Annotated in this window: 22 protein-coding genes, 1 riboswitch and 1 other annotated feature; of the genes, 14 read left to right on the forward strand and 8 right to left on the reverse strand. The window is 44.1% G+C overall.

Annotated elements, in window-relative coordinates; translation table 11 throughout:
* Positions 1 to 33 precede the first annotated feature (33 nt).
* Positions 34 to 267 (reverse strand): DUF6154 family protein, encoded by a 234-nt coding sequence (locus E2491_RS08560; protein WP_134374944.1) that lies wholly within the window; start codon positions 265 to 267, stop codon positions 34 to 36.
* A gap of 149 nt (positions 268 to 416) precedes the next feature.
* Here E2491_RS08560 and E2491_RS08565 point away from each other — a divergent pair, with 149 nt between their 5' ends.
* Complete coding sequence (locus E2491_RS08565; RefSeq protein WP_244093920.1) at positions 417 to 794, forward strand: hydrolase; 378 nt, start codon at positions 417 to 419, stop codon at positions 792 to 794.
* Between the two features lie 53 nt (positions 795 to 847).
* Here the strand turns inward: E2491_RS08565 and E2491_RS08570 are convergent, their stop codons facing one another.
* Positions 848 to 1,708: a DUF6612 family protein gene (locus E2491_RS08570; RefSeq protein WP_134374946.1), complete on the reverse strand. Its 861-nt coding sequence runs from the start codon at positions 1,706 to 1,708 to the stop codon at positions 848 to 850.
* Between the two features lie 119 nt (positions 1,709 to 1,827).
* Here E2491_RS08570 and ytkD point away from each other — a divergent pair, with 119 nt between their 5' ends.
* The 3 genes from ytkD to E2491_RS08585 are packed head-to-tail and all read left to right on the forward strand — an operon-like array spanning position 1,828 to position 3,342.
* The gene (ytkD, locus tag E2491_RS08575) at positions 1,828 to 2,310 is read left to right on the forward strand and encodes an RNA deprotection pyrophosphohydrolase (protein WP_134374948.1); all 483 of its coding nucleotides are present in this window, start codon (positions 1,828 to 1,830) and stop codon (positions 2,308 to 2,310) included.
* A gap of 8 nt (positions 2,311 to 2,318) precedes the next feature.
* Positions 2,319 to 3,116 (forward strand): alpha/beta hydrolase family protein, encoded by a 798-nt coding sequence (locus E2491_RS08580; protein WP_371414465.1) that lies wholly within the window; start codon positions 2,319 to 2,321, stop codon positions 3,114 to 3,116.
* The gene (locus E2491_RS08585; RefSeq protein WP_134374952.1) at positions 3,100 to 3,342 is read left to right on the forward strand and encodes a DUF2584 domain-containing protein; all 243 of its coding nucleotides are present in this window, start codon (positions 3,100 to 3,102) and stop codon (positions 3,340 to 3,342) included. Before E2491_RS08580 ends, E2491_RS08585 begins: the two co-directional genes overlap by 17 nt.
* Positions 3,343 to 3,762: 420 nt before the next feature.
* Here the strand turns inward: E2491_RS08585 and pckA are convergent, their stop codons facing one another.
* On the reverse strand, positions 3,763 to 5,355 hold the full coding sequence (pckA, locus tag E2491_RS08590) for a phosphoenolpyruvate carboxykinase (ATP) (protein ID WP_134374954.1): 1,593 nt from the start codon (positions 5,353 to 5,355) through the stop codon (positions 3,763 to 3,765).
* Positions 5,356 to 5,662: 307 nt separating this feature from the next.
* A riboswitch (SAM riboswitch) is annotated at positions 5,663 to 5,807 on the forward strand.
* Positions 5,808 to 5,963: 156 nt separating this feature from the next.
* Here pckA and metK point away from each other — a divergent pair.
* Positions 5,964 to 7,163, forward strand: coding sequence for a methionine adenosyltransferase (gene metK, locus E2491_RS08595; RefSeq protein ID WP_134374956.1), 1,200 nt, complete (start codon positions 5,964 to 5,966; stop codon positions 7,161 to 7,163).
* A 402-nt stretch (positions 7,164 to 7,565) separates the two neighbouring features.
* On the forward strand, positions 7,566 to 9,680 hold the full coding sequence (locus tag E2491_RS08600; protein ID WP_134374958.1) for a type IA DNA topoisomerase: 2,115 nt from the start codon (positions 7,566 to 7,568) through the stop codon (positions 9,678 to 9,680).
* 69 nt (positions 9,681 to 9,749) lie between these two features.
* Here E2491_RS08600 and E2491_RS08605 read toward each other — a convergent pair whose 3' ends face one another.
* Both E2491_RS08605 and E2491_RS08610 read right to left on the reverse strand, forming a co-directional pair.
* Positions 9,750 to 11,252, reverse strand: coding sequence for a potassium/proton antiporter (locus tag E2491_RS08605; protein ID WP_134374960.1), 1,503 nt, complete (start codon positions 11,250 to 11,252; stop codon positions 9,750 to 9,752).
* Positions 11,253 to 11,264: 12 nt separating this feature from the next.
* On the reverse strand, positions 11,265 to 11,801 hold the full coding sequence (locus E2491_RS08610) for a gamma carbonic anhydrase (protein WP_134374962.1): 537 nt from the start codon (positions 11,799 to 11,801) through the stop codon (positions 11,265 to 11,267).
* Positions 11,802 to 11,921: 120 nt separating this feature from the next.
* Between E2491_RS08610 and E2491_RS08615 the strand changes: the two genes are divergently transcribed.
* From E2491_RS08615 to E2491_RS08625, 3 genes are all read left to right on the forward strand, one after another.
* A complete protein-coding gene (locus E2491_RS08615; RefSeq protein ID WP_134374964.1) occupies positions 11,922 to 12,725 on the forward strand; it encodes an alpha/beta fold hydrolase in 804 nt (267 codons plus the stop codon).
* A 15-nt stretch (positions 12,726 to 12,740) separates the two neighbouring features.
* Positions 12,741 to 13,832, forward strand: a complete 1,092-nt coding sequence (locus E2491_RS08620) for a tetraprenyl-beta-curcumene synthase family protein (RefSeq protein ID WP_134374966.1) — start codon at positions 12,741 to 12,743, stop codon at positions 13,830 to 13,832.
* Positions 13,833 to 13,966: 134 nt separating this feature from the next.
* Complete coding sequence (locus tag E2491_RS08625) at positions 13,967 to 14,971, forward strand: LLM class flavin-dependent oxidoreductase (protein WP_134374968.1); 1,005 nt, start codon at positions 13,967 to 13,969, stop codon at positions 14,969 to 14,971.
* 1,090 nt (positions 14,972 to 16,061) lie between these two features.
* Here E2491_RS08625 and mnmM read toward each other — a convergent pair.
* Both mnmM and mnmL read right to left on the reverse strand, forming a co-directional pair.
* A complete protein-coding gene (mnmM, locus tag E2491_RS08635) occupies positions 16,062 to 16,634 on the reverse strand; it encodes a tRNA 5-(aminomethyl)-2-thiouridylate-methyltransferase MnmM (protein ID WP_134374970.1) in 573 nt (190 codons plus the stop codon).
* Positions 16,634 to 17,593 (reverse strand): tRNA modification radical SAM protein MnmL/YtqA, encoded by a 960-nt coding sequence (mnmL, locus tag E2491_RS08640; RefSeq protein ID WP_134374972.1) that lies wholly within the window; start codon positions 17,591 to 17,593, stop codon positions 16,634 to 16,636. Before mnmL ends, mnmM begins: the two co-directional genes overlap by 1 nt.
* A gap of 196 nt (positions 17,594 to 17,789) precedes the next feature.
* Here mnmL and E2491_RS08645 point away from each other — a divergent pair, with 196 nt between their 5' ends.
* From E2491_RS08645 to E2491_RS08660, 4 genes are all read left to right on the forward strand, one after another.
* Complete coding sequence (locus E2491_RS08645; RefSeq protein ID WP_134374974.1) at positions 17,790 to 18,974, forward strand: MDR family MFS transporter; 1,185 nt, start codon at positions 17,790 to 17,792, stop codon at positions 18,972 to 18,974.
* 51 nt (positions 18,975 to 19,025) lie between these two features.
* Positions 19,026 to 19,235, forward strand: a binding site (T-box leader).
* A 57-nt stretch (positions 19,236 to 19,292) separates the two neighbouring features.
* On the forward strand, positions 19,293 to 21,704 hold the full coding sequence (gene leuS, locus E2491_RS08650; RefSeq protein WP_134374976.1) for a leucine--tRNA ligase: 2,412 nt from the start codon (positions 19,293 to 19,295) through the stop codon (positions 21,702 to 21,704).
* An 85-nt stretch (positions 21,705 to 21,789) separates the two neighbouring features.
* Positions 21,790 to 22,104 (forward strand): rhodanese-like domain-containing protein, encoded by a 315-nt coding sequence (locus tag E2491_RS08655; protein WP_134374978.1) that lies wholly within the window; start codon positions 21,790 to 21,792, stop codon positions 22,102 to 22,104.
* 304 nt (positions 22,105 to 22,408) lie between these two features.
* Positions 22,409 to 23,374, forward strand: coding sequence for a nuclease-related domain-containing protein (locus E2491_RS08660; protein ID WP_134374980.1), 966 nt, complete (start codon positions 22,409 to 22,411; stop codon positions 23,372 to 23,374).
* A gap of 222 nt (positions 23,375 to 23,596) precedes the next feature.
* Here the strand turns inward: E2491_RS08660 and E2491_RS08665 are convergent, their stop codons facing one another.
* On the reverse strand, positions 23,597 to 24,853 hold the full coding sequence (locus tag E2491_RS08665; protein ID WP_134375113.1) for a BaiN/RdsA family NAD(P)/FAD-dependent oxidoreductase: 1,257 nt from the start codon (positions 24,851 to 24,853) through the stop codon (positions 23,597 to 23,599).
* 184 nt (positions 24,854 to 25,037) lie between these two features.
* Here E2491_RS08665 and E2491_RS08670 point away from each other — a divergent pair, with 184 nt between their 5' ends.
* Positions 25,038 to 26,654, forward strand: a complete 1,617-nt coding sequence (locus E2491_RS08670; protein ID WP_134374982.1) for a putative polysaccharide biosynthesis protein — start codon at positions 25,038 to 25,040, stop codon at positions 26,652 to 26,654.
* Position 26,655: the final 1 nt, after the last annotated feature.

The following is a 26,655-nucleotide window of genomic DNA, read 5'->3' on the forward strand; positions in this document are numbered from 1 at the left end:
CGAACTCCATAAGAGCGTCCCGCCTTTTTTGTTTTAATGATAAAAAGAAGTATCATCTGCATATTTTTCCATACGGCCCTTTAATGATTCAACTATGTAAAGGCGTATGAAATAAGCAAGTTCCTCTTCCGGAAGCTCTTTGACCATATCAATCAGCTCATTATAATCGAGCTGCTCAAGGATGGTAAAAGCAATAATATCAAAGTCCTCCTGAGTGCCGCGTATCTTTCCTTTATACATTTCAAAAATCTCGTCCACGAGTTTCATTCAGTCGTCCCCATTTCCTTTGATGTAATTAGTATGAGAGAGATCATGGGTGTCGTTTGTCTTAGAATAACTATACCCGGTAAAGCTGAAGATAATCATATTTTTAGCATACAGATGTCTGGGCATACTTCATTTAGAGGAGGGATCATATGGAACAGGATAAAAAAACGTATTATGTATCAGTAGCCAGAGGAGAAATCCTGAGGAGCGGAACGGATTCACCGTATGAATTTGTCGTACATGCAACGGATGATGAAATCACGGAACTCAGAATGCTCTTTGATCGTGGAGAAGATGCCTCAATGGAAGGATTTGTGAGAGCACAGACGCCTTTTGTCCCGTATCACGACGATGAACCGAATATGAAATCTGATTCAATATTGATTCGTGTCTACAGACTGATTGGGGAAATAGGAAATGAGGAAGCAAGGAAGCATATTAAATCGATGGGTCTTAAAGAGCCGACTGCTGAGCATCCTTATATCAGCGTTGGGAAAGAAGATTCAGAAGAGAAGCGTTCGCAATAAAAAAATCCCCTCTAAACAATTTGTTTTAGAGGGGATTCATCGTTTTTCTGTTATTACATTTCCATTTCTACTGCGTTATCTAAAACTTCCTGAGGCACAGTAATTTCGTCTACTGTGTTATATTCTGTGTAATCTGACTCCAGGTGCTGCTTGATGGACATCGTTTCACCTTCCATGTCCATATTCATCGTCATATCAAGGACAAGTGATTCCATCAGATAATCATCTTTTGAGATCACGATTTCATATTTTACATCCTCAAACGTTGTCGTTTCAAAAAGTTCTTCAACAGACATACCCATGCCCATATCCGGCATCATTTCCCCTGCCTGATCAATCAAAAACTCACTAAACTTTTCTCCAGATGCATTGAGGGTTAAAATATATGAAGAGTCGTTTTGTTCAAATGTGAAATCGTCCATGAATGGTTCAAGCGCTTCTATTTGAGCCGCTGGATCTGACTGTTGCTCGCTCATTTGAAGAAATTGATCAGACATTTCCTGAGGGAATTTCATCCATTGTTCCGAGGCAGGGTCATACATAAAGAACCCATCCTGTGTAATATAAGACTCCATCTCAGTTTCAGGCAACATGGCTTCTTCAGCGCCTTCACCGGACATGCTTGTTGTCGTGACCTGATACATCGCAAGCGGATCAGCAGTCATTTCCACATCTGAGTTTGAAATGGTGTTGAATGTCATATCTTCTCCGCTGATTGTCATCGTCTGATCAATGTTCATCGTGGATTTGAGGCTTGAAATGTCGTTACTTGCCTCGATTGATTTCTCAAACACTTCCTGCAGTGTCATATCAGATGCTTCTTCTGTGCCTTCAGTAGGCTCGGCTGAATCAGAACACGCTGCAAGTAATAAAGCTAGAGAAGCAGATGCTGCATAGATTGGCCATTTTTTCATCCTATATCATCTCCTGTAATGTTGTTATGTTTATCGTACAGTATAGATACGGGTATAAATAAATAAAGTTTCACAAAAATCCTAAAAAATAGAATTTCCTGTCGAAAGTAGGTGCCTGAATGTTTCGATTTCTGGATTATTATCAAAACAATGTTGATTTTTCATATGATCAAAACCCGTTCTCCAGCACACCTGCACATGTCTGGATTGTGACGCGATACAAAGGGAAGTGGGTATTAACCAAACATAAAAAAAGAGGACTTGAGTTTCCCGGGGGTAAAGTGGAGCCGGGCGAAAATCCTGAACAGGCTGCACGAAGAGAAATCAGGGAAGAGCTCGGAGCTGAAGCGGGAGACCTGCATTATATTGGACAATATAAAGTACACCTCGATACACCGATTATTAAAAATGTCTTTTTCACAGAACTTCAATCCTTTTATGATCAGGACGACTTTCATGAGACAGAAGGGCCGGTGCTGACACAAGATGATCTCGTTGAAAAGCAGCAGGACGATGCCTACAGCTTTATCATGAAGGATGATGTGTTGAAGCACTCGCTGGCTTTCCTGAATCAGCTTGATAAGGGGAGCGCTAAAATATGAACGATGGAGTGGAGTTAACCAGAAATCCGTATCCTTCACCCGTTGCCTCCGTCAAGATGCATGAAGTGATTTACTGGTCAGACGGACTTCGGGTAAAAGGACTTTTAGCAGAGCCTGCAGAAGAAGGGACATATGATGCGTTTCTTTATTTGCGCGGAGGGATCAAGGGAGTAGGTATGGTCAGACCCTCAAGAATTGCCCAGTTTGCCCAGCAGGGATTTGTCGTATTTGCCCCATACTACAGAGGAAATAGAGGGGGAGAAGGCAATGAGGATTTCGCAGGAGAAGACCGTAATGACGTATTCTCAGCAGCTGCCTATTTACGAGATCATCCTAATGTCAACGGGTCGCTGCATATTTTCGGATTCTCCCGCGGCGGCGTCATGGCGCTGCAGGCAGCCGTAGAACTCGAAAATATCACCTCCATGGTCACTTGGGGCGGCGTATCAGATATGGAACTGACTTATCGTGAAAGAAAAGACATGAGAAGAATGATGAAAAGAGTCATTGGCGGTTCTCCTAAAACACAGCCTGAATCTTATAAATGGCGAACCCCGCTTTACGATGCAGAGCATATTCACTGTCCGGTTCTGATCATACATGGCGTACTAGACACAAATGTAACCTTCGAACACGCCGTGAGACTTGAAAATCGCCTGAAGGAACTCGGTAAAAAATGCGATACGTGGTATTATGAACACTTCGATCATAATTTTCCACCGCTTGAAAATCTGAGTGTTGTAAAAAAATTAACGACATGGATGAAACATCAGAAAGGAGTGAAGAATCATGGGGATGCCTCTTGAAATGAATACGATGATTGTCACAAAAGGAAAAGAAGTGCGTCAGCAGGAAAACTTTTTTCAGCTGATCAAGGACGGGTACAGGCTTTATCCAATGCATGTACCACTTGAAGTGCGCAAAACAATTGAAGGTGAACTAAAAGGTACAGCTGAAATACACCGCCTCGAATGGCGCGACCAGGCAACGATTATCTCATACGAACTTAAGACATTGCAGTCGAGTAACTAAAAAGAGTCCTTAATTGGGCTCTTTTTTACTAGAAGGTAGTTCTCGAAAGCCGTGCCGGGACATTCCTCATATATTCAATCAGATAGAAGAAAACCGGGCTGGGGGACATCCTCCGCTTTCCATGGCCGGGCGGTGAACCCGTTATGCTTCGCACATCGGTTTCACCTGTCCCTTTCCGCCATAGGAGTCTACGGATGTCCCCCAGTCCTAATACATTGTTTATAATCTCTATGGTTTGAGCGATTCGTGTCTGAAGCCCTTAAAAATAGACAACGTTAAAGAGAGCACGAGCTATCCTTTTCCTCGGCCGCAAATAGGAATGTCCCGGCACGGTTTCGTAGAATAACAAGCATTAAAAAAGAGCCCTGTTAAGGACTCTTTTTTTCTATGTGTACGTTCGTTGATTGACCCCAATCAGTATTATACAACAGGACCGCCAAGTTCAGCGATTTTTTCATCAACGGTTGTGAACTTTTTGAAGTTTTCCTTAAACTTCTCTGCAAGTTCCATCGCTTTTGCTTCATAGGCTTCCTCGCTCGGCCATGCAAAACGTGGAACGAGTACATCATCCGGAACACCTGGAACGTGAAGAGGCGTCTCAAGACCAAACAGTCCGCTTTTTGTTGTTTCAGCATTTCTCAGTTCACCGTGAAGTGCTGCACGGACCATGGCTCTTGTGTAAGCAAGCTTCATTCGAGAGCCGGTTCCGTATGCGCCGCCTGTCCAGCCGGTGTTAACAAGGAACACTTCAACGTCATGAGCTTCCATTTTTTTGCCGAGCATCTCAGCATAAACGGTTGGCTTCAATGGAAGAAATGGTGAGCCGAAGCAGGTTGAGAATGTGGCTTCCGGTTCAGTAATACCGCGCTCTGTTCCTGCAAGCTTGGATGTGTATCCGCTTAGGAAGTGGTACATCGCCTGTTCTTTCGTTAGCTTCGAAATCGGAGGCAGTACGCCAAACGCATCAGCTGTCAGGAAAATGATCGTATTTGGATGTCCCGCTCTGCTTGGGTCCACGATATTATCCATTGCCTGTAGCGGGTAAGCGGCACGCGTATTTTCAGTCAGTGATGAATCATCGTAATCAGGTTCTTTCGTATCAGGATCCAGCACAACGTTTTCAAGTACGGATCCGAAGCGGATCGCGTTATAAATCTGTGGCTCTTTTTCCTTTGAAAGCTGAATGCACTTTGCATAGCAGCCGCCTTCAATATTGAACACGCCGTTATCGGACCAGCCGTGCTCATCATCCCCGATTAAGCGGCGGTCAGCGTCAGCAGACAGCGTTGTTTTTCCTGTACCGGAAAGTCCGAAGAACAGAGCAACATCACCTTCAGCCCCAACGTTCGCTGAACAGTGCATCGGCATAATATCCTTCTGTGGAAGAAGGTAGTTCATAACAGAGAAGATCGATTTCTTCATTTCTCCCGCGTATTCTGTCCCGCCGATCAGGATCGTACGCTGTTCGAATGAAACAACGATAAATGTTTCTGAACGCGTGCCGTCTTTAGCTGGATCAGCTTTTAACGAAGGAGCGGACAAAATGGTAAATGGTGACTCTGTCGGGCTGCTCCAGTTCTCGTCTTTTTTCGGGCGGATGAAGAGCTGGTGGGCAAACAGGTTATGCCACGCGCGCTCATTTACTACTCGAATTGGCAATCTTGAATCAAGGTCAGCTCCTGCAAACCCTTCGAACACGAATAGCTCTTCCTTTTCAGACAGATGAGCAAGGACTTTTTCATATAAACGCTCGAACGATTCCTGTGAAATCGGCTGGTTCACATTGCCCCAGTCAATCTGGTCACGTACTGACGGCTCATCCACGATAAATTTATCTTTAGGTGAGCGGCCGGTATATGTACCTGTCTCGGCACGGACTGCTCCGGTAGAAGTTAATGTTCCTTCTTCACGCATGAGTACTTTTTCAGTCAGCTGAGGAACAGATAAGTTTTTATACACATTGTCTTTCATAAGTAGTTCCTGAAGGTCTGATGAATTCCGGATTGTTGTCATTGCATTCCCACCCTTTTTTAAAAATGGTTATCCCTTTGTTCGAAATTAGTATAACACATTTGATTAAATAGTCTATACTAATTAATCGAATTTACAGGATTGTCACAGAAATATTCCTATTCCTTAAATAAAATACTTCACCTATCAAACATAACATTTTCCAGCCCTGAATTGAAAGCCCTTACATTATAATGAAATAAAGAAGAAATCTGTTCGTATTTTCTGACATTTATCGTGACTCTGTTTCTGAAAAAGTAAGTGTTGACATCACCCGGCTGTTTCCGTATGATTGTTCTTTGAACGGATACTCTTATCCCGAGCTGGTGGAGGGACAGGCCCTATGAAACCCAGCAACCTGCTCTGCAAAAAAGCGAACAGCTTTTGCGGTAAAACCATCACTTGAGCGAAGGTGCTAACCTGTAGCAAGACGAACTTGTCTTGAACGATAAGAGTGAAAGGCGATCTGACGAATGAACCTTTCCTCACAAACATGGGGAGAGGTTTCTTTTATTTTGGCCGATACTTGGAAGATCATAAAAGGTTAACGTTCGATCTCTAAGGGTAATGAGTACCGTCGACTATATACGCTTCACAAGGAGGAGACTTTCATGTCAACAAAACGTCATCTTTTTACATCCGAGTCCGTAACGGAGGGACATCCGGATAAAATTTGTGACCAGATTTCTGATTCAATTCTTGATGCCATTTTAAAGGATGATCCGAATGCCCGCGTGGCTTGTGAAACATCTGTAACGACGGGTCTTGTACTCGTAGCCGGAGAAATTTCAACATCTACTTATGTTGATATCCCGAAAATCGTGCGCGAAACGATTCGTGAAATCGGCTATACACGTGCAAAATACGGCTTTGACGCTGAAACATGTGCAGTGCTGACATCAATCGATGAGCAGTCAGCTGACATTGCAGCAGGTGTTGACCGTGCCCTTGAAGATCGTGAAAGCAATATGACTGACGCTGAAATCGAATCAATCGGAGCGGGTGACCAGGGTCTGATGTTCGGCTTTGCCTGCAACGAAACAGAAGAGCTTATGCCTCTTCCGATTTCACTTGCTCATAAATTATCACGCCGCCTGACAGAAGTGCGTAAAGAAGACATCCTTCCTTACCTTCGTCCGGATGGAAAAACACAGGTAACGGTTGAGTATGATGAAAATAACCAGCCTGTACGCATCGATACAATCGTTATTTCAACTCAGCACCACCCTGAAGTAAGCCTGGACCGTATCCAGCGCAACCTGAAGGAGCATGTCATCAAGCCGGTTGTTCCAGCTCATCTGATTGATGACAATACAAAGTATTTCATCAACCCTACTGGCCGCTTCGTAATCGGCGGACCTCAGGGAGATGCAGGTCTTACAGGACGTAAGATCATCGTTGACACATACGGTGGTTATGCACGTCACGGCGGTGGTGCATTCTCTGGTAAGGATGCAACAAAGGTTGACCGCTCAGGTGCTTATGCAGCCCGTTACGTAGCGAAAAACATCGTGGCAGCAGGCCTTGCTGACAAATGTGAAGTACAGCTTGCCTACGCAATCGGTGTAGCACAGCCAGTATCCATTTCAATCGACACATTCGGAACAGGTACAGCTGATGAAGAAAAACTGATCGAAGTCGTGCGCAATAACTTCGACCTTCGCCCTGCCGGCATCATCAAAATGCTTGACCTGCGCCGTCCAATCTACAAGCAGACAGCAGCATACGGACACTTCGGCCGTAACGACCTTGACCTTCCATGGGAAAGAACAGACAAAGCTGACGTGCTAAAAGCAGAAGTAAACGCGTAATCAATCGTAAATAATAAAACCGGAACCTGACTTGTGCAGGTTCCGTTTTTTTGTCATGTTCCGATTGTAATTTGTATCGTTCTGCGGACCGAATTGTACTGTTCTAACAAATAAATGTATTAAAAATTCCCGTTTTCATCTCAAAGGTCCGGGATCATCCGGAGACTCCTGTGGCGGAAAGGGACAGGTGAGACCAATTGTGCGAAGCGCAATGGGCTCACCGCCCGGCCACGGAAAGCGCAGGATGGTCCCGGACCGGTTTTTTGTATACTTCCACAGTTCCTCTCATGCAAACCACTCTCCGAATAAACGTTCGCGTTCCACATCCAACAATGATAAAATAAAACAATCCGCAACACTCCCCATACACATTCCCTCAAAAACAACTTAGGAGGAATTCCCTTGTACACAGTCATCCTTGCCGAAAAACCATCACAGGCTAAAAGCTACGCTGATGCATTTTCATCAGCCCAAAAAAGTAACGGCTATTATGAAATCTCCGATCCGCTTTTCCCGGGTGGTGCCGCTATTACCTGGGGATTCGGTCATCTCGTATCACTGGAGGAACCTCATGCCTACAAAAAAGAATGGAAACGCTGGCGGCTCGATTTACTTCCGATCATTCCGGATGAATTCAAATTTACAGTCCCGTACGCAAAACGGGCTCAATTTAACATCATTAAAGGATTGTTAAGAAAAGCGAATCAGATCATCGTTGCAACAGACAGTGACCGTGAAGGGGAGAATATTGCCCGTTCCATTATTGAACAGGCCAACATGATGCATAAACCGACGAAACGTTTATGGATTAATTCGCTTGAAAAAGATGTGATCCGTCGAGGATTTCAGGAGCTTCGGGATGGGGAGGATTATCTGCCTCTTTACGATGAAGCGCAAACGAGACAGCTGAGTGACTGGCTTGTCGGGATGAATATGTCGAGGCTGTATACGCTGCTGCTTCAGGAAAAAGGAATTGATGGACCGTTCAGCGTTGGCCGCGTTCAGACACCGACGCTCTATATGATCTGGCAGCGGCAGCATGAGATCGAAAACTTTAAGCCTGAGCCGTTTTTCCAGTTGCTAGCTGATCATCAGGCAAAAGACATCAACTTTCAGACGAAACATAAAGAATCGTTTAAAACGTCAGAAGAAGCCGCGCAGATTCTTCAAAAGCATTATATTGAAGAGGGGAAAACGCTTAACGGGACCGTTTCTAAAGCAGAAAAGAAGCAGAAGAAAATGCAGGCACCGAGTCTGCACAGTCTCTCTACGCTGCAGGCGAAGCTGAACAGGAGATTTAAGTACAGTCCATCGAATGTATTAAAAACGGTCCAAGATCTGTATGAGAAAAAACTTGTGTCTTATCCAAGAACTGACTGTCCGTTTATTACAAGAAATGAATTTAACTATTTAGCGGCACAGGTTGAAAAAATGAAAGAATCAGTTGGCGCTTCATTTGATGTAAAGCATCCACGTCCAAGACCAAAATACGTTCAGGATCAGAAAGTTCAGGAGCACTATGCCATCATCCCGACGAGAAAGCTGCTGACTAAAGACCGTCTTGAGAAACTGAAGCCGATGGAGCGGAATGTTTACGAAGAAATCGTTAACAGCACACTGGCAATGTTTCATGAAGATTATCACTATGAGGAAACCGTCATCGAGGTAGATATAAACGGGCTGCTGTTTACAGCAAAAGGAACAGTTGAAAAAATCCGCGGCTGGAAAGAGCTTTTTAATGAGACGAATAAAAAGGACGCGATACTTCCAAATGTAACGGTGGGGGATATGTTGCCAAGTAAGGTAAATGTGAAAGAGGACGTGACCAAGCCGCCAAAGCCCTATACAGAAGGTCAGCTGATCTTGATGATGAAGACAGCGGGTAAACTGCTGGAAGACGAACAGGATCAGGCTGTATTAAAAGAAGTCGAAGGGATAGGAACAGAAGCGACTCGTGCGTCGATTATCGATACGCTGAAAAAACAAAAGTACATTACGATTACTAAAAACAACGTAAGTGTGACGGATAAGGGGGTCACACTTTGTAAAGTCATTGAAGGAACGCTTCTGAGCAGCCCGGAGATGACCGCAAAGTGGGAGGCTTACCTGAAGAAGATCGGCAGACGACAGGGGAATCAGGAGGCGTTCCTGAAAAATATAGGCTCATTTATTGAGCATATGATGCAGACAGCGCCAGAGAAAATAGGCGCGATTCCAAAAGGTCAAGGCGGCACAGGGACGAAGAAAAGATCCTCATCTCTCGCTGACTGTCCATCGTGTAAAAAAGGTAAAATGGTGGATAAAGGCGGATTCTACGGCTGTAATGAATATAAAAACGGCTGCCGCCAGACGCTGCCGAAAATATTATTATCAAAAAAACTTTCAGATGCCCAAATTAAAGCCCTCTGTGAAAAGGGACAGACTGCTCTATTAAAGGGCTTTAAAAGTAAAAATGGGAAAACATTCAGTGCAAGACTCGTGCTGAAGGACGGGAAAATCGAGATGGAATTCAAATAAAAAAGAGCACATGTTGAACTGCCCCATAAAAGTTAGACACTAGTCTAACTTTTATGGGGTGTTTTTTTATTATTCTACAGCCGGCTTAACCGGTTGTCTGACTTTCTTTTTCTCCAGTAATTTACGCACCTCATCCTTATGCTGCGTAGATACAAGAATATAAAGAAAGTCACCTGCTTTGATTTCTGTTTCACCGTAAGGACTGATCAGCTGGTCGTTCCGGACGATGGCACTGATGGTGACCTGATGAGGGAAATTAAGGTCTTTCAGCTTTTTTCCTACTATTTCAATATCACGGTTTGTATGAAATTGAATCATTTCAGCGTTGGCTTTTCCGATTGAGATTAACTCCAGTGAGTGATGGGGCGTATCTTTCTTAGGTCCCACCAGATCAAGCAGGGCAGCTACTTTTGAAATAGTTGAGCCCTGAATAAGTGTTGAAGTTAAAACAATGAAAAAGACGACATTGAAAAAGAGCTGACTGTTTGGTAATCCGGCCACAATCGGAAAAGTCGCCAATACAATCGGGACGGCTCCACGCAGTCCGGCCCAGGATATAAACAGCTTTTCCTTAAATTCGTACTTCATCCCGATCGTCGATAAAAATACAGCAACAGGACGTGCAATAAAAATAAGGATAACTGATAAGATAAGTCCGTTTACGATAATATCGAAATTAAAAAGCTGACCGGGGAAGACGAGCAAGCCAAGGATGATAAACATCAGAATCTGTGCCATCCAGGCAAATCCTTCATTGAATTGAAAAATAGAGTAGCGATATGTCAATTCAGAGTTACCAATAATTAAAGCTGCTACATAAACGGCGAGAAATCCACTTCCGCCTATAATTGCTGTAACGCTGTAAGTGAGAAGAGCAAAAGAAACAGAAAAGATCGGATACAGTCCGCTTGACTCAAGCTTAATACGGTTGAGTGATTCTGATGCAACCTTCCCGAAGATTAATCCGAGTGCAAGCCCTGCTCCCATTTGCCAGAAGAAAGAAGGGACCATCCCGAGAATCGTTGCATCTTCCAAAGTCAGCAATTCGATAAAGGAAAGAGTAAGGAAGATGGCCATGGGATCATTTGTCCCTGATTCAGCTTCAAGGGTTGCCCCCATTTTTGCTTTAATGTTTCGTTCTTTTAATACTGCGAAAACAGCCGCAGCATCAGTAGAACCAACAATCGCGCCAAAGAGCATTCCTTCAAGGAGCGTAATATCGAAAATCAAGTAAGCCGAATAGCCGACAATGCCGGAAGTCAACAGCACCCCAAGTGTTGCAAGGGAGAGTGAAGGTAAGGCAACAGCGCGGACAGTATTCCATTTTGTCTGAAGACCCCCTTCAAACAAAATGATGACGAGCGCGACAATACCGATTAACTGTGCGGCGCTGGCATTATCAAAATATACGATACCTAAACCGTCACTTCCGATAATCATCCCGATTACGATAAAGAGAACAAGGGATGGAAGTCCCCAGCGGTTAGAGAATTTAGCGACAAGAACGCCGGCAACAAGAAGTAGTCCGGCGAGTAACACAAATGAATCAGGCCCAAAAGATTCAATCAGCATGAGGATCACTCATTAACGATCATCTCCATTCTTATGATCAGCTTCCGACTTTTTATAAAGTTGGGCTTTTTCAGCATATTCTCTGCTGATCCGCTCCATATCAAGCCGGTCTTCATCGGTCACTTCCCGGATCACTTTTGCGGGTCTGCCAAAAGCCATCATGCCGGCAGGAATTTTTTTGCCTGGCGGTACGAGGCTGCCGGCACCTATAAAGGCTCCTTCTCCAATTTCCGCTCCATCAAGAATGACAGATGCCATCCCGATTAATGCTTTTTTTCTAATGACACAGCTGTGAAGTGTAACCTGGTGACCAACTGTTACGTCATCTTCAATGATCAGTGGACGATCCGGACTTTGATGGAGCACAGACAGATCCTGTATATTGACCCTTTCTCCGATGATGGTTGGAGATACATCACCCCGGATGACACTGCCAGGCCAGACGCTTGAATGTGCCCCGATTGTCACATCTCCGGAAACCATTGCAGAGTCTGATATGTAGACGCTTTCGTGCAGCTTTGGGTGGTGGGTTTTATAAGGGATGATCATGTTATCGCTCCTTTAATCAGTCTTTATTATGTTATAGTTTAGTGTATCACAGTCACGATTTAAAACTGAAAATATAGGCTTTTACGCAACAAACACAGTCAGAAAGAGAGGAATCCGGTCATGTGGAAATGGGAAACGGAACATGCGGCTCATGGCGTGATCGTGATCATTCATGGAGAATTTGAACATCACGTACGTTACGGCTGGCTGATAGAAATGTGGAGGTCGAAAGGTTACCATGTCGTAATGGGAGATCTGCCGGGACAGGGAATGGTGAAGCGCACAGAAAGAGGTCACATTGATTCATTTAAAGAATATGAAGCTGCAGTTAATGAATGGATTGAAGCGGCTTATCTGTTTGATTTGCCTGTTTTTTTACTCGGTCACGGACTTGGCGGGTTAATCGCCGTCAGAATGCTTCAGAAGGTTAACAAGGAAATAGCAGGCCTGATTCTGTCTAATCCGAGCTTTGCTTATAAATACACTCCATCTAAAACAACCCAGCTTTTATCAGGGAGCTTAAATAAACTGTCTCCGGAACATCGTTTTTCTTTCGGGTTTCCGATTACGGATGCTACACGAAATGAGGAAATTATTGAACTGGACATTGAAGATCCAATCTACATTTCAAGAGTGTCCGTCAGATGGTATCGCGAAGTTCTTCAGGCGATGAAATATGTATCAGTTGACGGCAAGACATTCCCGGATATTCCGGTCCTGCTCATGCAGAGTGGAGACAACAGACTGGTGGATAGTGCGCCGGCAAGAAAGTGGCTCCTTCAGCTGCCGTTGACAGAGATGCAGGTAAAGGAATGGCCACAGTGCTACCATGAACTATTTAACGAACCTGAAAGAGAAGAAGTATTTTATTATGCGGAGTCGTTCGCACGTAACAGACTCCGGTCGATTGGCTATGATGTATAAAAAGAGGTGATCAGGATGGCAATACCGAATGAACCGCTTTTTTTAATGAATCAGGTATATCGAAAAGTATTTCCGATTGTTCACAGGGAATTGGCTTACTGGAAAGAGAAAGCCGTCCACATAGACAACGAAGAGCTTAGAAAACAGGCGCTGGACAGCCTTCATGATAAAACCTTTCACTGTGAAGGTGGAGGGATCATGGGGCTTTTGGCGCTGCATGGAAAACGTGATGCCATAGAGTTTATTGTGGCGTATCAGACGATCAGTGATTATCTTGACAATCTTTGTGACCGCAGTACCTCACTCGATCCTGAAGATTTTGCCTGTCTTCATCGTGCCATGGAGGATGCATTAACGGTCGGTGCGGTGCCTGGGAATTACTATGAATGCAGAGAGGACCAGGAACCCAGTTACTTAACATCACTCGTGATGCGCTGTCAGGACGTATTGTCAAGGATTCCTAATTATCCGCTTATAAAAGATGAACTTCTCCACCTGTCCCGCCTGTATTGTGATCTGCAAATACATAAGCATGTTCAGGAAAATGAACGGGAACACAGACTGCAGCAGTGGTTCAACGATCATCGTAAAGATTTTCCGGGAATGGAGTGGTATGAATTTTCAGCATGTACCGGTTCCACCCTGGGCATTTTTTGTCTGGTATCCTACTCATTAAGGCCGGATTTTAAGAAGGAACATGCAAAAATGATTCAGGAAGGTTACTTTCCTTATATTCAGGGACTGCATATTTTACTTGATTACTTTATTGACCAGGAGGAAGACCGTGCAGAAGGGGATTTGAATTTCTGTTTTTACTACCCGGATCACAACGCTCTTTTTAACCGGCTTCAGCATTTTGTGAAACAGGCAGACATTCATACAGGAAAGCTGCCCCACAGCCGTTTTCACAAACTGATTAACCGGGGGCTTCTTGGTGTCTATCTGTCTGATGAAAAAGTTCACAGCCAGGTTGAGGTGAAAAAACTTGCCTGGAAGATGATCCGTTCAAGTGGTCCGGTAAGCTTTTTCTTCTACTTAAATGGCAGAGCCTACCGGAATGTCTCTAAAATGTTCTCCGGCAATACTATAGCCAAAAAGACAATTTAATGATCTGACAAGCCTTCACCGGACATCCCATCGCATTTGGAGATTCCGGTTTTTTATTTGATTAATAGCTGAGCAGGTTTCTTGCGTTCGCGTTGTCATCTGAAGAATAATGAAAAGGCAAAGGAGTGACCGGAATGACATTAAAATTAAGTATACTGGATCAATCGTCCATCGCTGAGGGAAGTACGGCAGAAGAAGGGTTGAAACAAACTGTAGAGCTGGCAAAGATAGCTGATGAACTCGGTTATACACGCTTTTGGGTTTCTGAGCATCATGATGCACCTACTCTTGCAGGTTCTTCACCGGAAGTATTAATTGCTCATCTTGCCTCTAAAACAGAGAGAATAAAAGTAGGGTCAGGCGGCGTTATGCTCCCTCACTACAGCTCATACAAAGTAGCAGAAAACTTTAAAGTATTAGAAGGATTAACACCAGGCAGAATCGATCTGGGAATTGGCCGTGCACCCGGTGGTATGCCTCGGGCGTCCTATGCGCTTGGTGACGGGAAACCGCGTGATATCAACCGCTATCCTGAGCAGATTGATGAACTGCTTCAATACTTGCATGACGACGTACCGGCTGATCATCCATACGGAAACATCAAAGCAACGCCTGTCACACAGACCGTTCCAGATGTATGGGTGCTTGGATCAAGTCCTTCATCAGCCCTGACTGCAGCAGAAAAAGGACTGCCATATACGTTTGCCCTATTTATCAATGGAGAAGGCGGGCCTCTTTACACAAAACGCTACAAAGAGAGATTTGAGCCGTCTGATTATTATAAAGAGCCACAAAATACTGTAGCGGTTTTCACGATCTGCGGAGAAACAATGGAGGATGCTGAGCGCATCGCTTCAAGTCTTGATCTTTCAATGGTTATGCTGGAACAAGGCATGCCGTCAAAAGGTACACCAAGCCCTGAAAAAGCGATGAACTATGCGTATACACCTTATGAAATGATGAGAGTGCAGGAAAATCGCAAGCGTATGATTATCGGTGATATTGACCATATCGAAAAAGAATTGTACCGTCTGTCAGAGGAGTATGGAACGGATGAAATTATGCTGACGACGATTACGTATGATTTTGAGGATAAGGTAAATTCGTTTAAACGAATAGCGGAGCGCATGCTTAAATAAAAATCAGGACCTTTAGGGGTCCTGATTTTTTATCTTTATCGGGGGATTTGGTATTTATGGAGCAAACCGGTCCGGGACGCATCCTCTGGATGAAGCGGGGCATGCTTTTTATTGTTGATTGAAAAGAAAAGAAAACCGGGTCGAACTCATCATTATATTAATTAGAATTTCTCAAACGCTATATTTGAGGATTTCCCCGGTACTTCTGTCAGTTCATTTAAAAAGTCCTTGAATTATAAATTAATTAATTTTCATAAAAAGGAATTTAATAAGGATTGTTGAATAAAGAAATATACACTGATTAGATTATGAATAATAAAACCTCATAGAAAAACAATTGTAAAATGTCTATATGGTTTTAGCAGATGATGATTTATTAAGTATTAAAGCAAATAGGAGGGGTTTGGCTGGATAATCAGGAGAATAGGGATAAGAAGAATAAAGAAGGCTGGAAACTATGGGATGCTATTTTCACCTCTGGGATCTTCTCATTTTTAAACGATGCTGAAGAAGCCCGAAATGATGATCGGAAGTTTAAGCAGATTCTGTTGCAGGCGTTGTTTGGTATTGTTTTTGGTGTTATTTTGTTTACCGTCATATTAACGATCATGGATTAACTGGTTCTAGGAACGGACTTAAACTTTATTTAACAACTTTTTCTGATTATTAAACAACTTATCTGTATGATTAGACAACTTTGATCCATTATTTGACAACTTACCATTGTTATTAAACAACTCTTTGCCGTTATTTAGCAGCTTTAATCAAAAACCATGCGACCGGACTCGCATTTTTTGAATTTAAGTTACAATCTTTAATCTCAACAAAGGACCTGCCACCTCCGAAGACTCCTGTGACAGGAAGGGACAGGTGAAACCGATTGTGCGTAGAACAGCGGGTTCACCGCCCGGTCTTAGAAAGGCGGAGGCGACTCGTCCAGCCCCGACAAGCATAAGACGAAGATGAAAAGAGGGCTGATCTTCGCCCTCGTTCAGCTTTGACTTATGACCTCGATGGGCTAGTCGCCGCAGCTAGACAAAGAAAGCGTAGGAGGTGGCAGGTCCGGTTCTTTCAAGTTAAATGTTGTAAGTTATCTTTTCTCAATCGCAATAATAAAAGGCGAAGGCGTTTGATTATTAATGAACTGATAACGCAGCACATGCGCCTCCATGCCATCGATCTGTTCGGCAAAACGCAGCAGATAATCACGCTCCACGGCTCCTTCAGGATGACCGTGATACACAACAAGCACGAGCATCCCGCCAGGCTTCATCACACGTAAACACTGCTCCACAGCAGAAATCGTTGTGCGCGGACGTGTCACGATTGTCTCATCTCCGCCAGGAAGATAACCTAGGTTAAAGACAACCCCAGCTACTTTCCCGTGATGAACTGGAGGCAGGGTATCTTCAATCGTTTCATGTCCCTGGTTGAAAAGAAGAACGCGGTTTTTCAGTTCGTGTTCCTCGAGTTTTGTCATGGTCTCGTCAATCGCTTCTTTTTGGATATCAAAGCCGTAAACGCGGCCGTGTTCCCCGACTAATCTGGCCAAAAACAGTGTATCATTTCCGTTTCCAACCGTTGCGTCAATGACGACCTCACCTAGGGAGACGGCTCTCTCCAGCAGTTGTCTTGTATACGGCAGAATACGATCCAGTTTCATTACAATTGCACCTCACTATGATAACGGCTGCCCTGACAGGATTCCCGTTTGATCAGTTCACGGTCAATATCCGTGAGTACTTCCCACTTGTTCACGCTCCACATCGGCCCGACCATGAGATCGATCGGTCCGTCACCGGTAATACGGTGGATGATCATCTCCGGAGGAAGAATTTCGAGCTGATCGCAGACGAGCTGAACATACTCCTCCTGTGTTAAAAACTCAAGATGTCCTTTTTCATACTGCTTAACCATTGGTGTTCCTTTAAGCAGGTGAAGCAGATGGATTTTGATCCCCTGTACATCAAGATCGGCAACGGCTTTTGCTGTTTCCATCATCATGTCACGGTCTTCACCAGGCAGGCCGTTAATGATATGGGAACATACACGGATGCCGCGGTCGCGCAGCTTTTTGACTCCCTCTTTGTAGCATTCGAAATCATGGGCCCTGTTAATCAGATCGGCTGTAGATTCATGAACCGTCTGTAACCCGAGCTCTACCCATAAATATGTGCGTTCGTTCAGCTCCGCCAGATAGTCAACGACATCATCTGGCAGACAGTCCGGACGTGTGGCAATTGACAGCCCGACCACATCTTCAAACCCGAGCACCTTTTCATATTTCTCACGCAGAACCTCAACCGGGGCATGCGTATTCGTAAATGCCTGAAAGTAGGCCATGTATTTACCTTCCTTCCATTTACGATGCATCCGGGTTTTGACGTCATTAAACTGCTTTTCAAGCGGATCAACACGATTTCCTGCAAAGTCACCGGATCCTGCGGCGCTGCAGAATGTGCAGCCGCCATGGGCAACGGTGCCGTCACGGTTCGGGCAGTCGAAGCCGCCATCCAGTGCGACCTTAAATACTTTATGTCCAAAATGGTTACGCAAATGATAATTCCATGTATGATAGCGTTTATTATCCGCTGCGAACTGGAATGGATTATTGATTGTCAAAAGGGTGAACCTCCTTATGTTAAAACAGCTGGTCTGTCTCCTGTTCGAATTCTATCATGAGACACAATATTGAACCAGCCGAAAGAGACTGTTTTATAGGAAAAGGTTATCTTGTCACAGGGACGATTGTCCGGTAAAATGATTTGGTGCCCGAAATAAATACACGTACAGTGAAATAGGGAAATGAGGGAGTACAGTGCCGCGATCTTTATGGTTTTTAGTCATTGGAATGATGATTAATGTGACCGGGGCTTCTTTTTTATGGCCGCTTAATACGATTTACATAAGCGGAGAGCTTGGAAAATCACTCACAACGGCAGGACTTGTCCTGATGGCCAATGCCGGTGCGAGTGTACTTGGAAATCTTCTTGGCGGTGTTTTGTTTGATAAAATCGGCGGTTACCGCTCGATTATGTTAGGAATCGTGATTACACTTGCAGCAGTAGCGGGTCTGACGGTGTGGCACGGATGGCCGCATTATGTCTTCTTTATGATCATCATCGGGTTTGGATCCGGAATTGTGTTTCCATCCATGTATGCCATGGCCGGTTCTGTCTGGCCGGAAGGTGGGAGAAGAGCGTTTAATGCCATTTACCTTGCAACCAATGTCGGGGTGGCAACAGGCGCTGCGCTTGGCGGATTTGTTGCGTCTTTTTCTTTTGAATATATTTTTATCGCGAATTTGATTATGTATATTGTGTTCTTTTTGATTGCACTTTTCACCTATAAAAACATTGAGCTTCAGCCGAATATCCAGACGAATGTTTTGCAGGAAAGAGGAAAGATTAAAAGTAAAGCTGCTTTTAACGCGCTGCTCATTTTATGTGGAGGTTACCTGCTTTGCTGGGTTGGTTATGTTCAGTGGCAGTCGACCATTGCTGACTATACGCAGCAGATTAATATTCCACTTGAACAGTACAGCCTGCTCTGGACGGTTAATGGATTATTGATTGTAGCAGGACAGCCGCTGATTAAACCGATTGTCAAACGGTTTGAGCATAATTTGAAAATCCAGATGACGATCGGAACCGTGATTTTTATGTTTTCGTTTGGTATTACGGCCTACGCAGGTGATTTTATGGGCTTTTTAGCAGCGATGATCGTCTTAACAATTGGTGAAATGCTGATCTGGCCTGCTGTTCCGACCATTGCGAGCAGGCTTGCGCCGAAGGGAAGAGAAGGATTTTATCAGGGGGTTGTGAACAGCACGGCAACTGGAGGCCGGATGATCGGCCCGTTGCTCGGCGGAATCATGGTCGATCTGTACGGAATGCCGGCACTGTTTATGTTGTTAATTGTGCTTCTCGTATTTTCGATTGGTTTGACGCTTTTATACGATCGTCCTTTAAGAGCGGAGGAGCCGGTTGCATCCGTTTCATAAAAGACTTGCAAGCCCAAACACATTTGCATACAATAAGGAAATAGATTGAATAAGTTGACGCTGAGAAGGATTAGTAGCAGGATAGCGGCTGAATGTAGAGAATCTGCGGTTGGTGAAAGCAGATCGGCAGCACTGTGAACTCACCTTTGAGTCGATGATGTGAAAGTCATTAGCATCATCCGTTTTCCGCGATAAGGATTGAGCGCGTGTACACGAATTTGGGTGGTACCGCGGGAGTGTTAATTACCTCCCGTCCCATATATGGGGCGGGAGTTTTTTGTTTATTTTAGGTAAATTTTTACATTAGGAGGAACCGACATGAGCTTTGATCATCAGTCGATCGAGAAAAAGTGGCAGCAACATTGGCTAACCGAAAAAACATTTAAAACAAAAGAAGATCTTTCCCAAAAGAAATTCTATGCACTGGATATGTTCCCTTATCCATCAGGAGCGGGTCTGCACGTTGGACACCCTGAAGGTTATACAGCAACAGATATTCTTTCCCGATACAAGCGTATGCAGGGCTATAACGTTCTTCATCCAATGGGCTGGGATGCGTTCGGTCTTCCGGCTGAGCAATATGCGCTCGATACAGGAAATGATCCAGCTGAGTTTACAAAGAAAAATATCGATACATTCCGCCGTCAGATTCAGGAGCTCGGTTTCTCTTATGACTGGGATCGTGAAATCAGCACGACGGATCCTGAGTACTACAAATGGACACAGTGGATTTTCCTGAAGCTTTATGAAAAAGGACTTGCTTACGTGGATGAGGTAGCAGTGAACTGGTGCCCGGCACTTGGAACCGTTCTTGCGAATGAAGAAATTATTGACGGTAAAAGTGAACGTGGGGGACACCCGGTTGAGCGCCGTCCGATGAAGCAGTGGGTACTGAAGATTACTGCTTACGCGGACCGTCTGATTGATGATCTGGATGAGCTGGACTGGCCTGAGAGCATTAAGGACATGCAGCGCAACTGGGTTGGACGTTCAGAGGGAGCGGAAATCAACTTCCAGATTGACGGAACGAATGAAACGTTCGATGTGTTTACAACACGTCCGGATACCCTGTTTGGCGCAACGTATGCAGTCCTCGCACCGGAGCATCCGCTTGTAGCGAAAATCACAACAGATGACCAGAAGACTGCAGTTGATGCTTACATTGACACGATCAAATCTAAAAGTGACCTTGAAAGAACGGACCTTGCGAAGGATAAATCAGGGGTGTTCACAGGCGCATATGCAATTAATCCGGTCAATGACGAAAAAATGCCGATCTGGATTGCTGATTACGTGCTGATGAGCTACGGAAGCGGTGCGATTATGGCCGTGCCTGCGCATGATGAGCGTGATTACGAATTCGCGAAAAAATTCGAGCTGCCAATTAAAGAGGTTGTAGAAGGCGGAGACATTTCAACAGAAGCCTACACGGGTGAAGGTAAACACGTGAACTCCGGTTTCCTTGATGGTCTTGGTAAAGATGAAGCCATCTCAAAAGCGATTGAATGGCTTGAAGAAAAGCAGCTTGGTACAAAGAAAATCACGTACCGTTTGCGTGACTGGCTGTTCAGCCGTCAGCGTTACTGGGGAGAGCCGATTCCAATCATCCATTGGGAAGATGGTACAACGACCGGCGTGCCGGAGTCAGAGCTTCCGCTCGAGCTTCCTAAGACAACAAATATCAAACCATCAGGCACAGGCGAATCGCCACTTGCCAATATTGATGAGTGGGTCAACGTGACGCATCCTGAAACAGGCATGAAGGGACGCCGCGAAACGAATACCATGCCGCAATGGGCGGGCAGCTGCTGGTATTATCTGCGCTATATTGATCCAGATAATACAGAAGCGCTGGCGGATCCGGAGAAAATCAAGCACTGGCTTCCGGTAGATATTTATATCGGTGGAGCCGAGCATGCCGTTCTTCACCTGCTTTATGCACGTTTCTGGCACAAGGTTCTTTATGATATCGGGGTTGTCCCAACAAAAGAGCCGTTCCAGAAGCTGTTCAACCAGGGAATGATTCTTGGTGAAAACAACGAGAAGATGAGTAAATCAAAAGGCAATGTCGTTAATCCGGACGAAATTATCCGTTCACACGGTGCCGATACACTGCGCGTCTATGAAATGTTCATGGGTCCACTTGAAGCATCCGTTGCCTGGTCTGAAAACGGTCTTGATGGAGCACGCAGATTCCTTGACCGCGTATGGCGCCTGCTGGTTACTGAAAACGGAGAGCTTTCCGCTAAAGTAACCGATGCACCAAACGCTGATCTTGAAAAAGTGTACCACCAGACAGTGAAAAAGGTGACAGAGGACATCGAAGGTATCCGCTTTAACACAGCGATCTCTCAGCTGATGGTATTTGTCAATGATGCATATAAAGCGGATACGATCCCTGCTGAGTATGTAAAAGGATTCGTACAAATGTTGTCGCCATTTGCGCCTCACCTTGCTGAAGAGCTTTGGGAAAAGGTTGGTTCAGGTGAGTTGAGTTACGCTGCATGGCCAACATTTGATGAGTCGAAGCTTGTGGATAACGAAGTTGAGATTGTCGTACAAATTAATGGTAAGCTGAAGCAAAAGATGATGATCGCCCGCGACGCATCCCGTGAAGAGATGGAGAAGGTTGCGCTTGAAGAGGAAGCGATCAAGTCTGCTGTTGAAGGCAAAACGATCCGCAAAGTTATTGCCGTGCCAGGCAAGCTTGTGAATATTGTGGCGAATTGATTTAAAATGAAGGACCGGGAGATAGGTCTCCTGGTCCTTTTTTGATATAATGAAAAAAGTTCAATGATAGAAAGGGTGCTGGATCATGTCAGAATTGAAAACATTAACAGCAAAAGAAGTTCAGGAAAAGCTTGAAGCAGGGGAGTCCCTTCACCTGATTGATGTGCGTGAGGATGATGAAGTTGCTGAAGGAATGATTCCACAGGCGACTCATATTCCTATGGGGGACATTTCGATGCATCTTGATGAGCTCGATACTGAAACAGAATATGTACTTATTTGCCGCTCAGGCAGACGCAGTGAAAATGTAGGCTGGTTCCTGCATGACCACGGCTATAGAGTCGTCAATATGACAGGCGGCATGCTTGAATATCAGGGTGAAACGAAGCCGAAAGCGTAATTTAAAAAGCCGGATTCCTTACGAAGGAGTCCGGTTTTTCTGTTTGTAAAAAGCATCAAATGCACCCGGTCTGCGCCGGGGTTTTGGAGAAAATTGAAAAATAAAGGGTAGGGGTTGTCAAATAACGAGTAAGAGTTGTTAAATTATCTAAAAGAATTGTCTAATAATCAACAATGGTTGTTAAAAACATAGGAAAAGTTGTTAAATGACATTCTAGATTAGCCGGAAAAAGATATTCAAGTTATAGTTTTGGTCCTTTTTTATATGAGAATGTGATATTCTTACAAAAAAGGAGGGATCAAATTTGGAAAGAAAAAAATCGCTTGATATGCTAACCCTAGAAAGGTTGATTGCTCGGTTAGACAGAAATCATACAAATCTTGCTTATCTCGAAGAAGAATTAAACCGACTCAGAGCAGGCTATAAAGGTGAATGCTACCTGGACTCTCTGACAGATCCATTCACAAATTCGAATTTCTCCACCATTAAAAACCTCACATTACCCTCTTATTTTGAAACAATTCAGTACGATCAAATTCATATTACCCCTTCATTTATTCTTATCATTGAATGTAAAAACATCATTGGAAAACTGACATTTCAACCAGAGGCCAGCTCTTTGAAAAGAGAGATTAATGGGGTTGAAAATTATTTCAGGGATCCGCTCTGGCAAATACATAGGCAAGAGGAGGGAATGAAAAAAATTCTCACTGAGCTGGGATTAAATATTCCTGTACTTGGCTACATCGTATTTACCTCTACCAATAGCAGTCTCCACACTGCTAATCACCAACTTGCAAAACCCCAGAAAGTAATCAAAAGCGATCAGCTTACCTATCACATTAGAAAACTTATAAAAGAGAATCAAAAGGTATACCTCACTGACGAGCAAATCAAAGCGCTCACTTTATCCTTAAAAGAATTTTCAATAAAACCTATCTGGAAGGACCCTTTGAAGAAATACAATCTCAAGATAGAAGAACTAAATTTAGGCATGCGATGTCCTGAATGTAATAGGTTAACATTAAAAAAGGTAAAATTCAGATGGGTATGTGAGTGTTGTAGCTACTCTCAAAAGCAGTTAGATCAAGAACAATTTATAGATTATTTTCTTCTCATTAACAAGAAGGCAAAGTTAAAAGATCTTTGTGCATTTTATTTGATCGATGATGTAAGGGGATTCAAGCATTCTCTGATGTCAGCTGATATTAAATGTGTTGGAAATACGAAGTCAGCAGAGTATGTCAGTTGGATTCATGTAATAGAATGATTCTTTCTTATCCAAAATGTTTTCGAAGTGGGTTGATAAAATAGGAGAGAGTTGTTAAATAACATTAGAGAGTTGTTTAATAACACCTGTAAGTTGTCAAATAATCAGAGAGAGTCGTTAAATAACACCAGGGAGTTGTCAAATAACCAAAAAAGTTGTCTAATGGTTCTCCCTGGACCCCCGAAAAAACCGGATTCCCTAAGGGAGTCCGGTTTTTCTGTATTATTTCTCCGCCGCATTCGTTCCGGCAAGTCGTCCGGTTACGAGTGCAGATGTAATATTATAGCCGCCTGTGTACCCGTGGATATCGAGCAGCTCTCCGCATAAAAACAGGCCATCACATTTTTTTGAAGCCATGGTTTTCGGTTCGATTTCTTTTACGGAAACGCCGCCGCCTGTGACGAAGGCTTTTTCAATCGACTGGGTTCCGTTGACCTTCATCTCAAAACCGGTTAATGCTTTAGCCATTCCTCTTATTTTTTCAGAGGAGATCGTACCGGCCTGCTGATCCGGATCGATTTCATTAACTTCCATTAAGAAGTGCAGGTATCGTTCCGGCGCGAGCCCTTTCCAGGTGTTCTTGACCGCTTTTTTTGCATCCTCTTTTGCGAGTTTAAAAAGCATTTGAAAAGCGGATTCTGCATTTTGATCCGGCATGACACTGATATGCATCGTGACCGGTGCACCTTTTTGTTTTTTCATTTCCTTTACTACGTACTGACTGCACCGTAAAATGGCGGGTCCGGATAGTCCGAAATGGGTGAAAAGCATGTCCATCTGATGAGTCACGATCGTTTTGCCTTTTTTATTTAACACGCTGACTGCTGCATCGCGCAAGGCGAGTCCCTGAAGTGATTTATTCTGGATAAAGGGTTCAGATGACAGCAGAGGAACCTCAGTCGGGAACAGGTCCGTGACGGTGTGACCTGCTTTTTGCACCCACGGATAACCATCACCCGTGGAGCCTGTCTGAGGTACAGATTTTCCGCCTACAGCCAGAACAACAGCATCAGCGAGAATACGATCTCCTGATTCCGTTTCAATTCCTGTAACCGATCTATCTTCAACTAACAATTCCTTTACCGGTGCGTTTGTGCGTATTTCGACCTTCAGCTCACCAAGTCGTCGAAGTAGAGCATCCACCACTGACTGCGCCTTATCAGACACCGGGAACATCCGCCCGTGGTCCTCTTCCTTTAACGCCACGCCAAGCCCTTCAAAAAAGCGGATAATATCTTCATTATTAAAAACTGAAAACGCACTGTACAGAAAGCGTCCGTTTCCTGGAATATGTTTAATAATTTCATCAATCGGCAGGCGGTTCGTGACGTTACATCTGCCGCCTCCTGAAATGGCGAGTTTTCGCCCGAGTTTATTTCCTTTATCAATAAGAAGAACGCTTTCTTTCTTTTCACCGGCTGCAATGGCAGCCATTAAACCGGATGGGCCTCCACCCACCACGATGACATCGTATTTCATCTGTTTCATCTCATTTCTGCATCAATTCCGTATGACGTACGTATGAACTCCATCTATTCTAGCGTGATATCCCCGACAATTCAATGAATTACCCGAGTTATTCATTGTCAATGACACGACTGAGTAGTACACTACGAATAGTGTCAAAATTTTGTTTTAAGGATCGGGAAGTGAATATAACTACATGTCGACTTCAACATTAGTCAGGGGAACGTTTATCCTGACGTTGGGTACCTTTATATCTAAGTTTCTTGGACTGTTTTATGTCATTCCGTTTAATGAGCTCGTCAAAGATGAGCCGGGAGCGCTTGCTCTTTATCAGTACGGATATATTCCATATACGATTTTCTTGTCGATTGCGACGGCGGGTGTGCCGCTGGCGGTGTCGAAATTTATTTCAAAATATAATGCGATAGAGGAGTATGAAGTTGGAAGAAAACTTTTTCGTTCAGGTCTCTTTTTGATGTCATTGACTGGAATTTTATCATTTTTAATTATGTACTTACTCGCACCTGTTTTTGCGGAAATGGTGATTGAATCAGATGAACAGGCAGTCAGTGTTGATCAGGTTGTATCAGTGATAAGGGCTGTCAGCTTTGCTTTAATCGTAATCCCGGTGATGAGTCTGATCAGGGGTTTTTTCCAGGGGTATCAATCCATGGGGCCAACCGCCGTATCAAATGTGATTGAACAAATCGTGCGGATTGTTTTTTTACTTGCAGGTGTGTATGTTGTTTTATTCGTTATGGATGGTTCCATGACCCAGGCCATCGGTGTTGCGACGTTTGCTGCATTCGTCGGCGGTGTTGCCAGTCTTGCGCTACTTGTATATTACTTCCTGAAGCGTAAGCCTCACCTGGATAAAATGCGTGCCCAGGGTAAAAATGAAATGGATGTTTCAATTAAGGATATGTACAAGGAAATTATCCTTTATTCGGTTCCTTTCGTTCTTGTTGGTGTTGCCAATCCATTGTTCCAGCTGATTGATACACTGACTTTTAATAAGGCGATGGCAAGTATTGGTCTCGCCGCAGTAACGGATCTGCAGCTTGAAATATTAAATTTTACAACCCACAAGCTTGTAATCATTCCGGTGTCGCTCGCGACCGCTTTTGCGATGACGCTAATTCCGGTTATTACGTCCAGCTTTTCTAAAGGGAACTGGAACAATTTAAATCGCCAGATTGATCAGACGTTTCAAATACTGCTGTTTTTGACAATGCCTGCTGCAATTGGGCTATCTCTTTTAGCGGAGCCTGCCTACACGGTATTTTACGGAGCGGACCAGCTTGGAACTGAAGTGCTGAGAACGTATGCGCCTGTTGCAGTTCTGTTTGCCGTATACACGGTAACCGCTGCGATGATGCAGGGAATCAATGAACAGCGCTGGAGTGTTTTGAGTCTATTGGTCGGTCTGTTAGTGAAGCTGGCTTTGAATATTCCGCTTGTCCAGCTGATGGAAGTGCAGGGCGCTGTGTTATCAACAAGTATTGGCTATGTAGCTGCAATTGTTATTAACCTGATTGTCATCAAGCATTTTGCCGCTTATAAATACAGAATGGTTGTAAAACGAACAATGCTGATGCTGATTTTTAATGTGATTATGGCCGTGCCGGTATTGGTTCTGTATTACGGTCTGGGTCTTGTCCTAGATCCGGAAAGTCGTCTGCAGGCGATCATTATTCTGTTCGTTTGCGGCTCGGCAGGTGCGTTTGTATATGCCGTATTGAGTATGAAATCAAGACTGGCTGACCGATTGTTTGGTGACCGTATTACAAGACTGCGTAATCGATTTTCTTAAT

The organism is Jeotgalibacillus sp. R-1-5s-1 (assembly GCF_004405105.1).
Lineage (GTDB): Bacteria > Bacillota > Bacilli > Bacillales > Jeotgalibacillaceae > Jeotgalibacillus.

Coding starts and splice junctions, on each gene's coding strand:
- E2491_RS08560 (WP_134374944.1), bottom strand. CDS start 267: ATGAAACTCGTGGACGAGATTTTTGAAATGTATAAAGGAAAGATACGC.
- E2491_RS08565 (WP_244093920.1), top strand. CDS start 417: ATGGAACAGGATAAAAAAACGTATTATGTATCAGTAGCCAGAGGAGAA.
- E2491_RS08570 (WP_134374946.1), bottom strand. CDS start 1,708: ATGAAAAAATGGCCAATCTATGCAGCATCTGCTTCTCTAGCTTTATTA.
- ytkD (WP_134374948.1), top strand. CDS start 1,828: ATGTTTCGATTTCTGGATTATTATCAAAACAATGTTGATTTTTCATAT.
- E2491_RS08585 (WP_134374952.1), top strand. CDS start 3,100: ATGGGGATGCCTCTTGAAATGAATACGATGATTGTCACAAAAGGAAAA.
- pckA (WP_134374954.1), bottom strand. CDS start 5,355: ATGACAACAATCCGGAATTCATCAGACCTTCAGGAACTACTTATGAAA.
- metK (WP_134374956.1), top strand. CDS start 5,964: ATGTCAACAAAACGTCATCTTTTTACATCCGAGTCCGTAACGGAGGGA.
- E2491_RS08605 (WP_134374960.1), bottom strand. CDS start 11,252: ATGCTGATTGAATCTTTTGGGCCTGATTCATTTGTGTTACTCGCCGGA.
- E2491_RS08610 (WP_134374962.1), bottom strand. CDS start 11,801: ATGATCATCCCTTATAAAACCCACCACCCAAAGCTGCACGAAAGCGTC.
- E2491_RS08615 (WP_134374964.1), top strand. CDS start 11,922: ATGTGGAAATGGGAAACGGAACATGCGGCTCATGGCGTGATCGTGATC.
- E2491_RS08620 (WP_134374966.1), top strand. CDS start 12,741: ATGGCAATACCGAATGAACCGCTTTTTTTAATGAATCAGGTATATCGA.
- E2491_RS08625 (WP_134374968.1), top strand. CDS start 13,967: ATGACATTAAAATTAAGTATACTGGATCAATCGTCCATCGCTGAGGGA.
- mnmM (WP_134374970.1), bottom strand. CDS start 16,634: ATGAAACTGGATCGTATTCTGCCGTATACAAGACAACTGCTGGAGAGA.
- leuS (WP_134374976.1), top strand. CDS start 19,293: ATGAGCTTTGATCATCAGTCGATCGAGAAAAAGTGGCAGCAACATTGG.
- E2491_RS08655 (WP_134374978.1), top strand. CDS start 21,790: ATGTCAGAATTGAAAACATTAACAGCAAAAGAAGTTCAGGAAAAGCTT.
- E2491_RS08665 (WP_134375113.1), bottom strand. CDS start 24,853: ATGAAATACGATGTCATCGTGGTGGGTGGAGGCCCATCCGGTTTAATG.
- E2491_RS08670 (WP_134374982.1), top strand. CDS start 25,038: ATGTCGACTTCAACATTAGTCAGGGGAACGTTTATCCTGACGTTGGGT.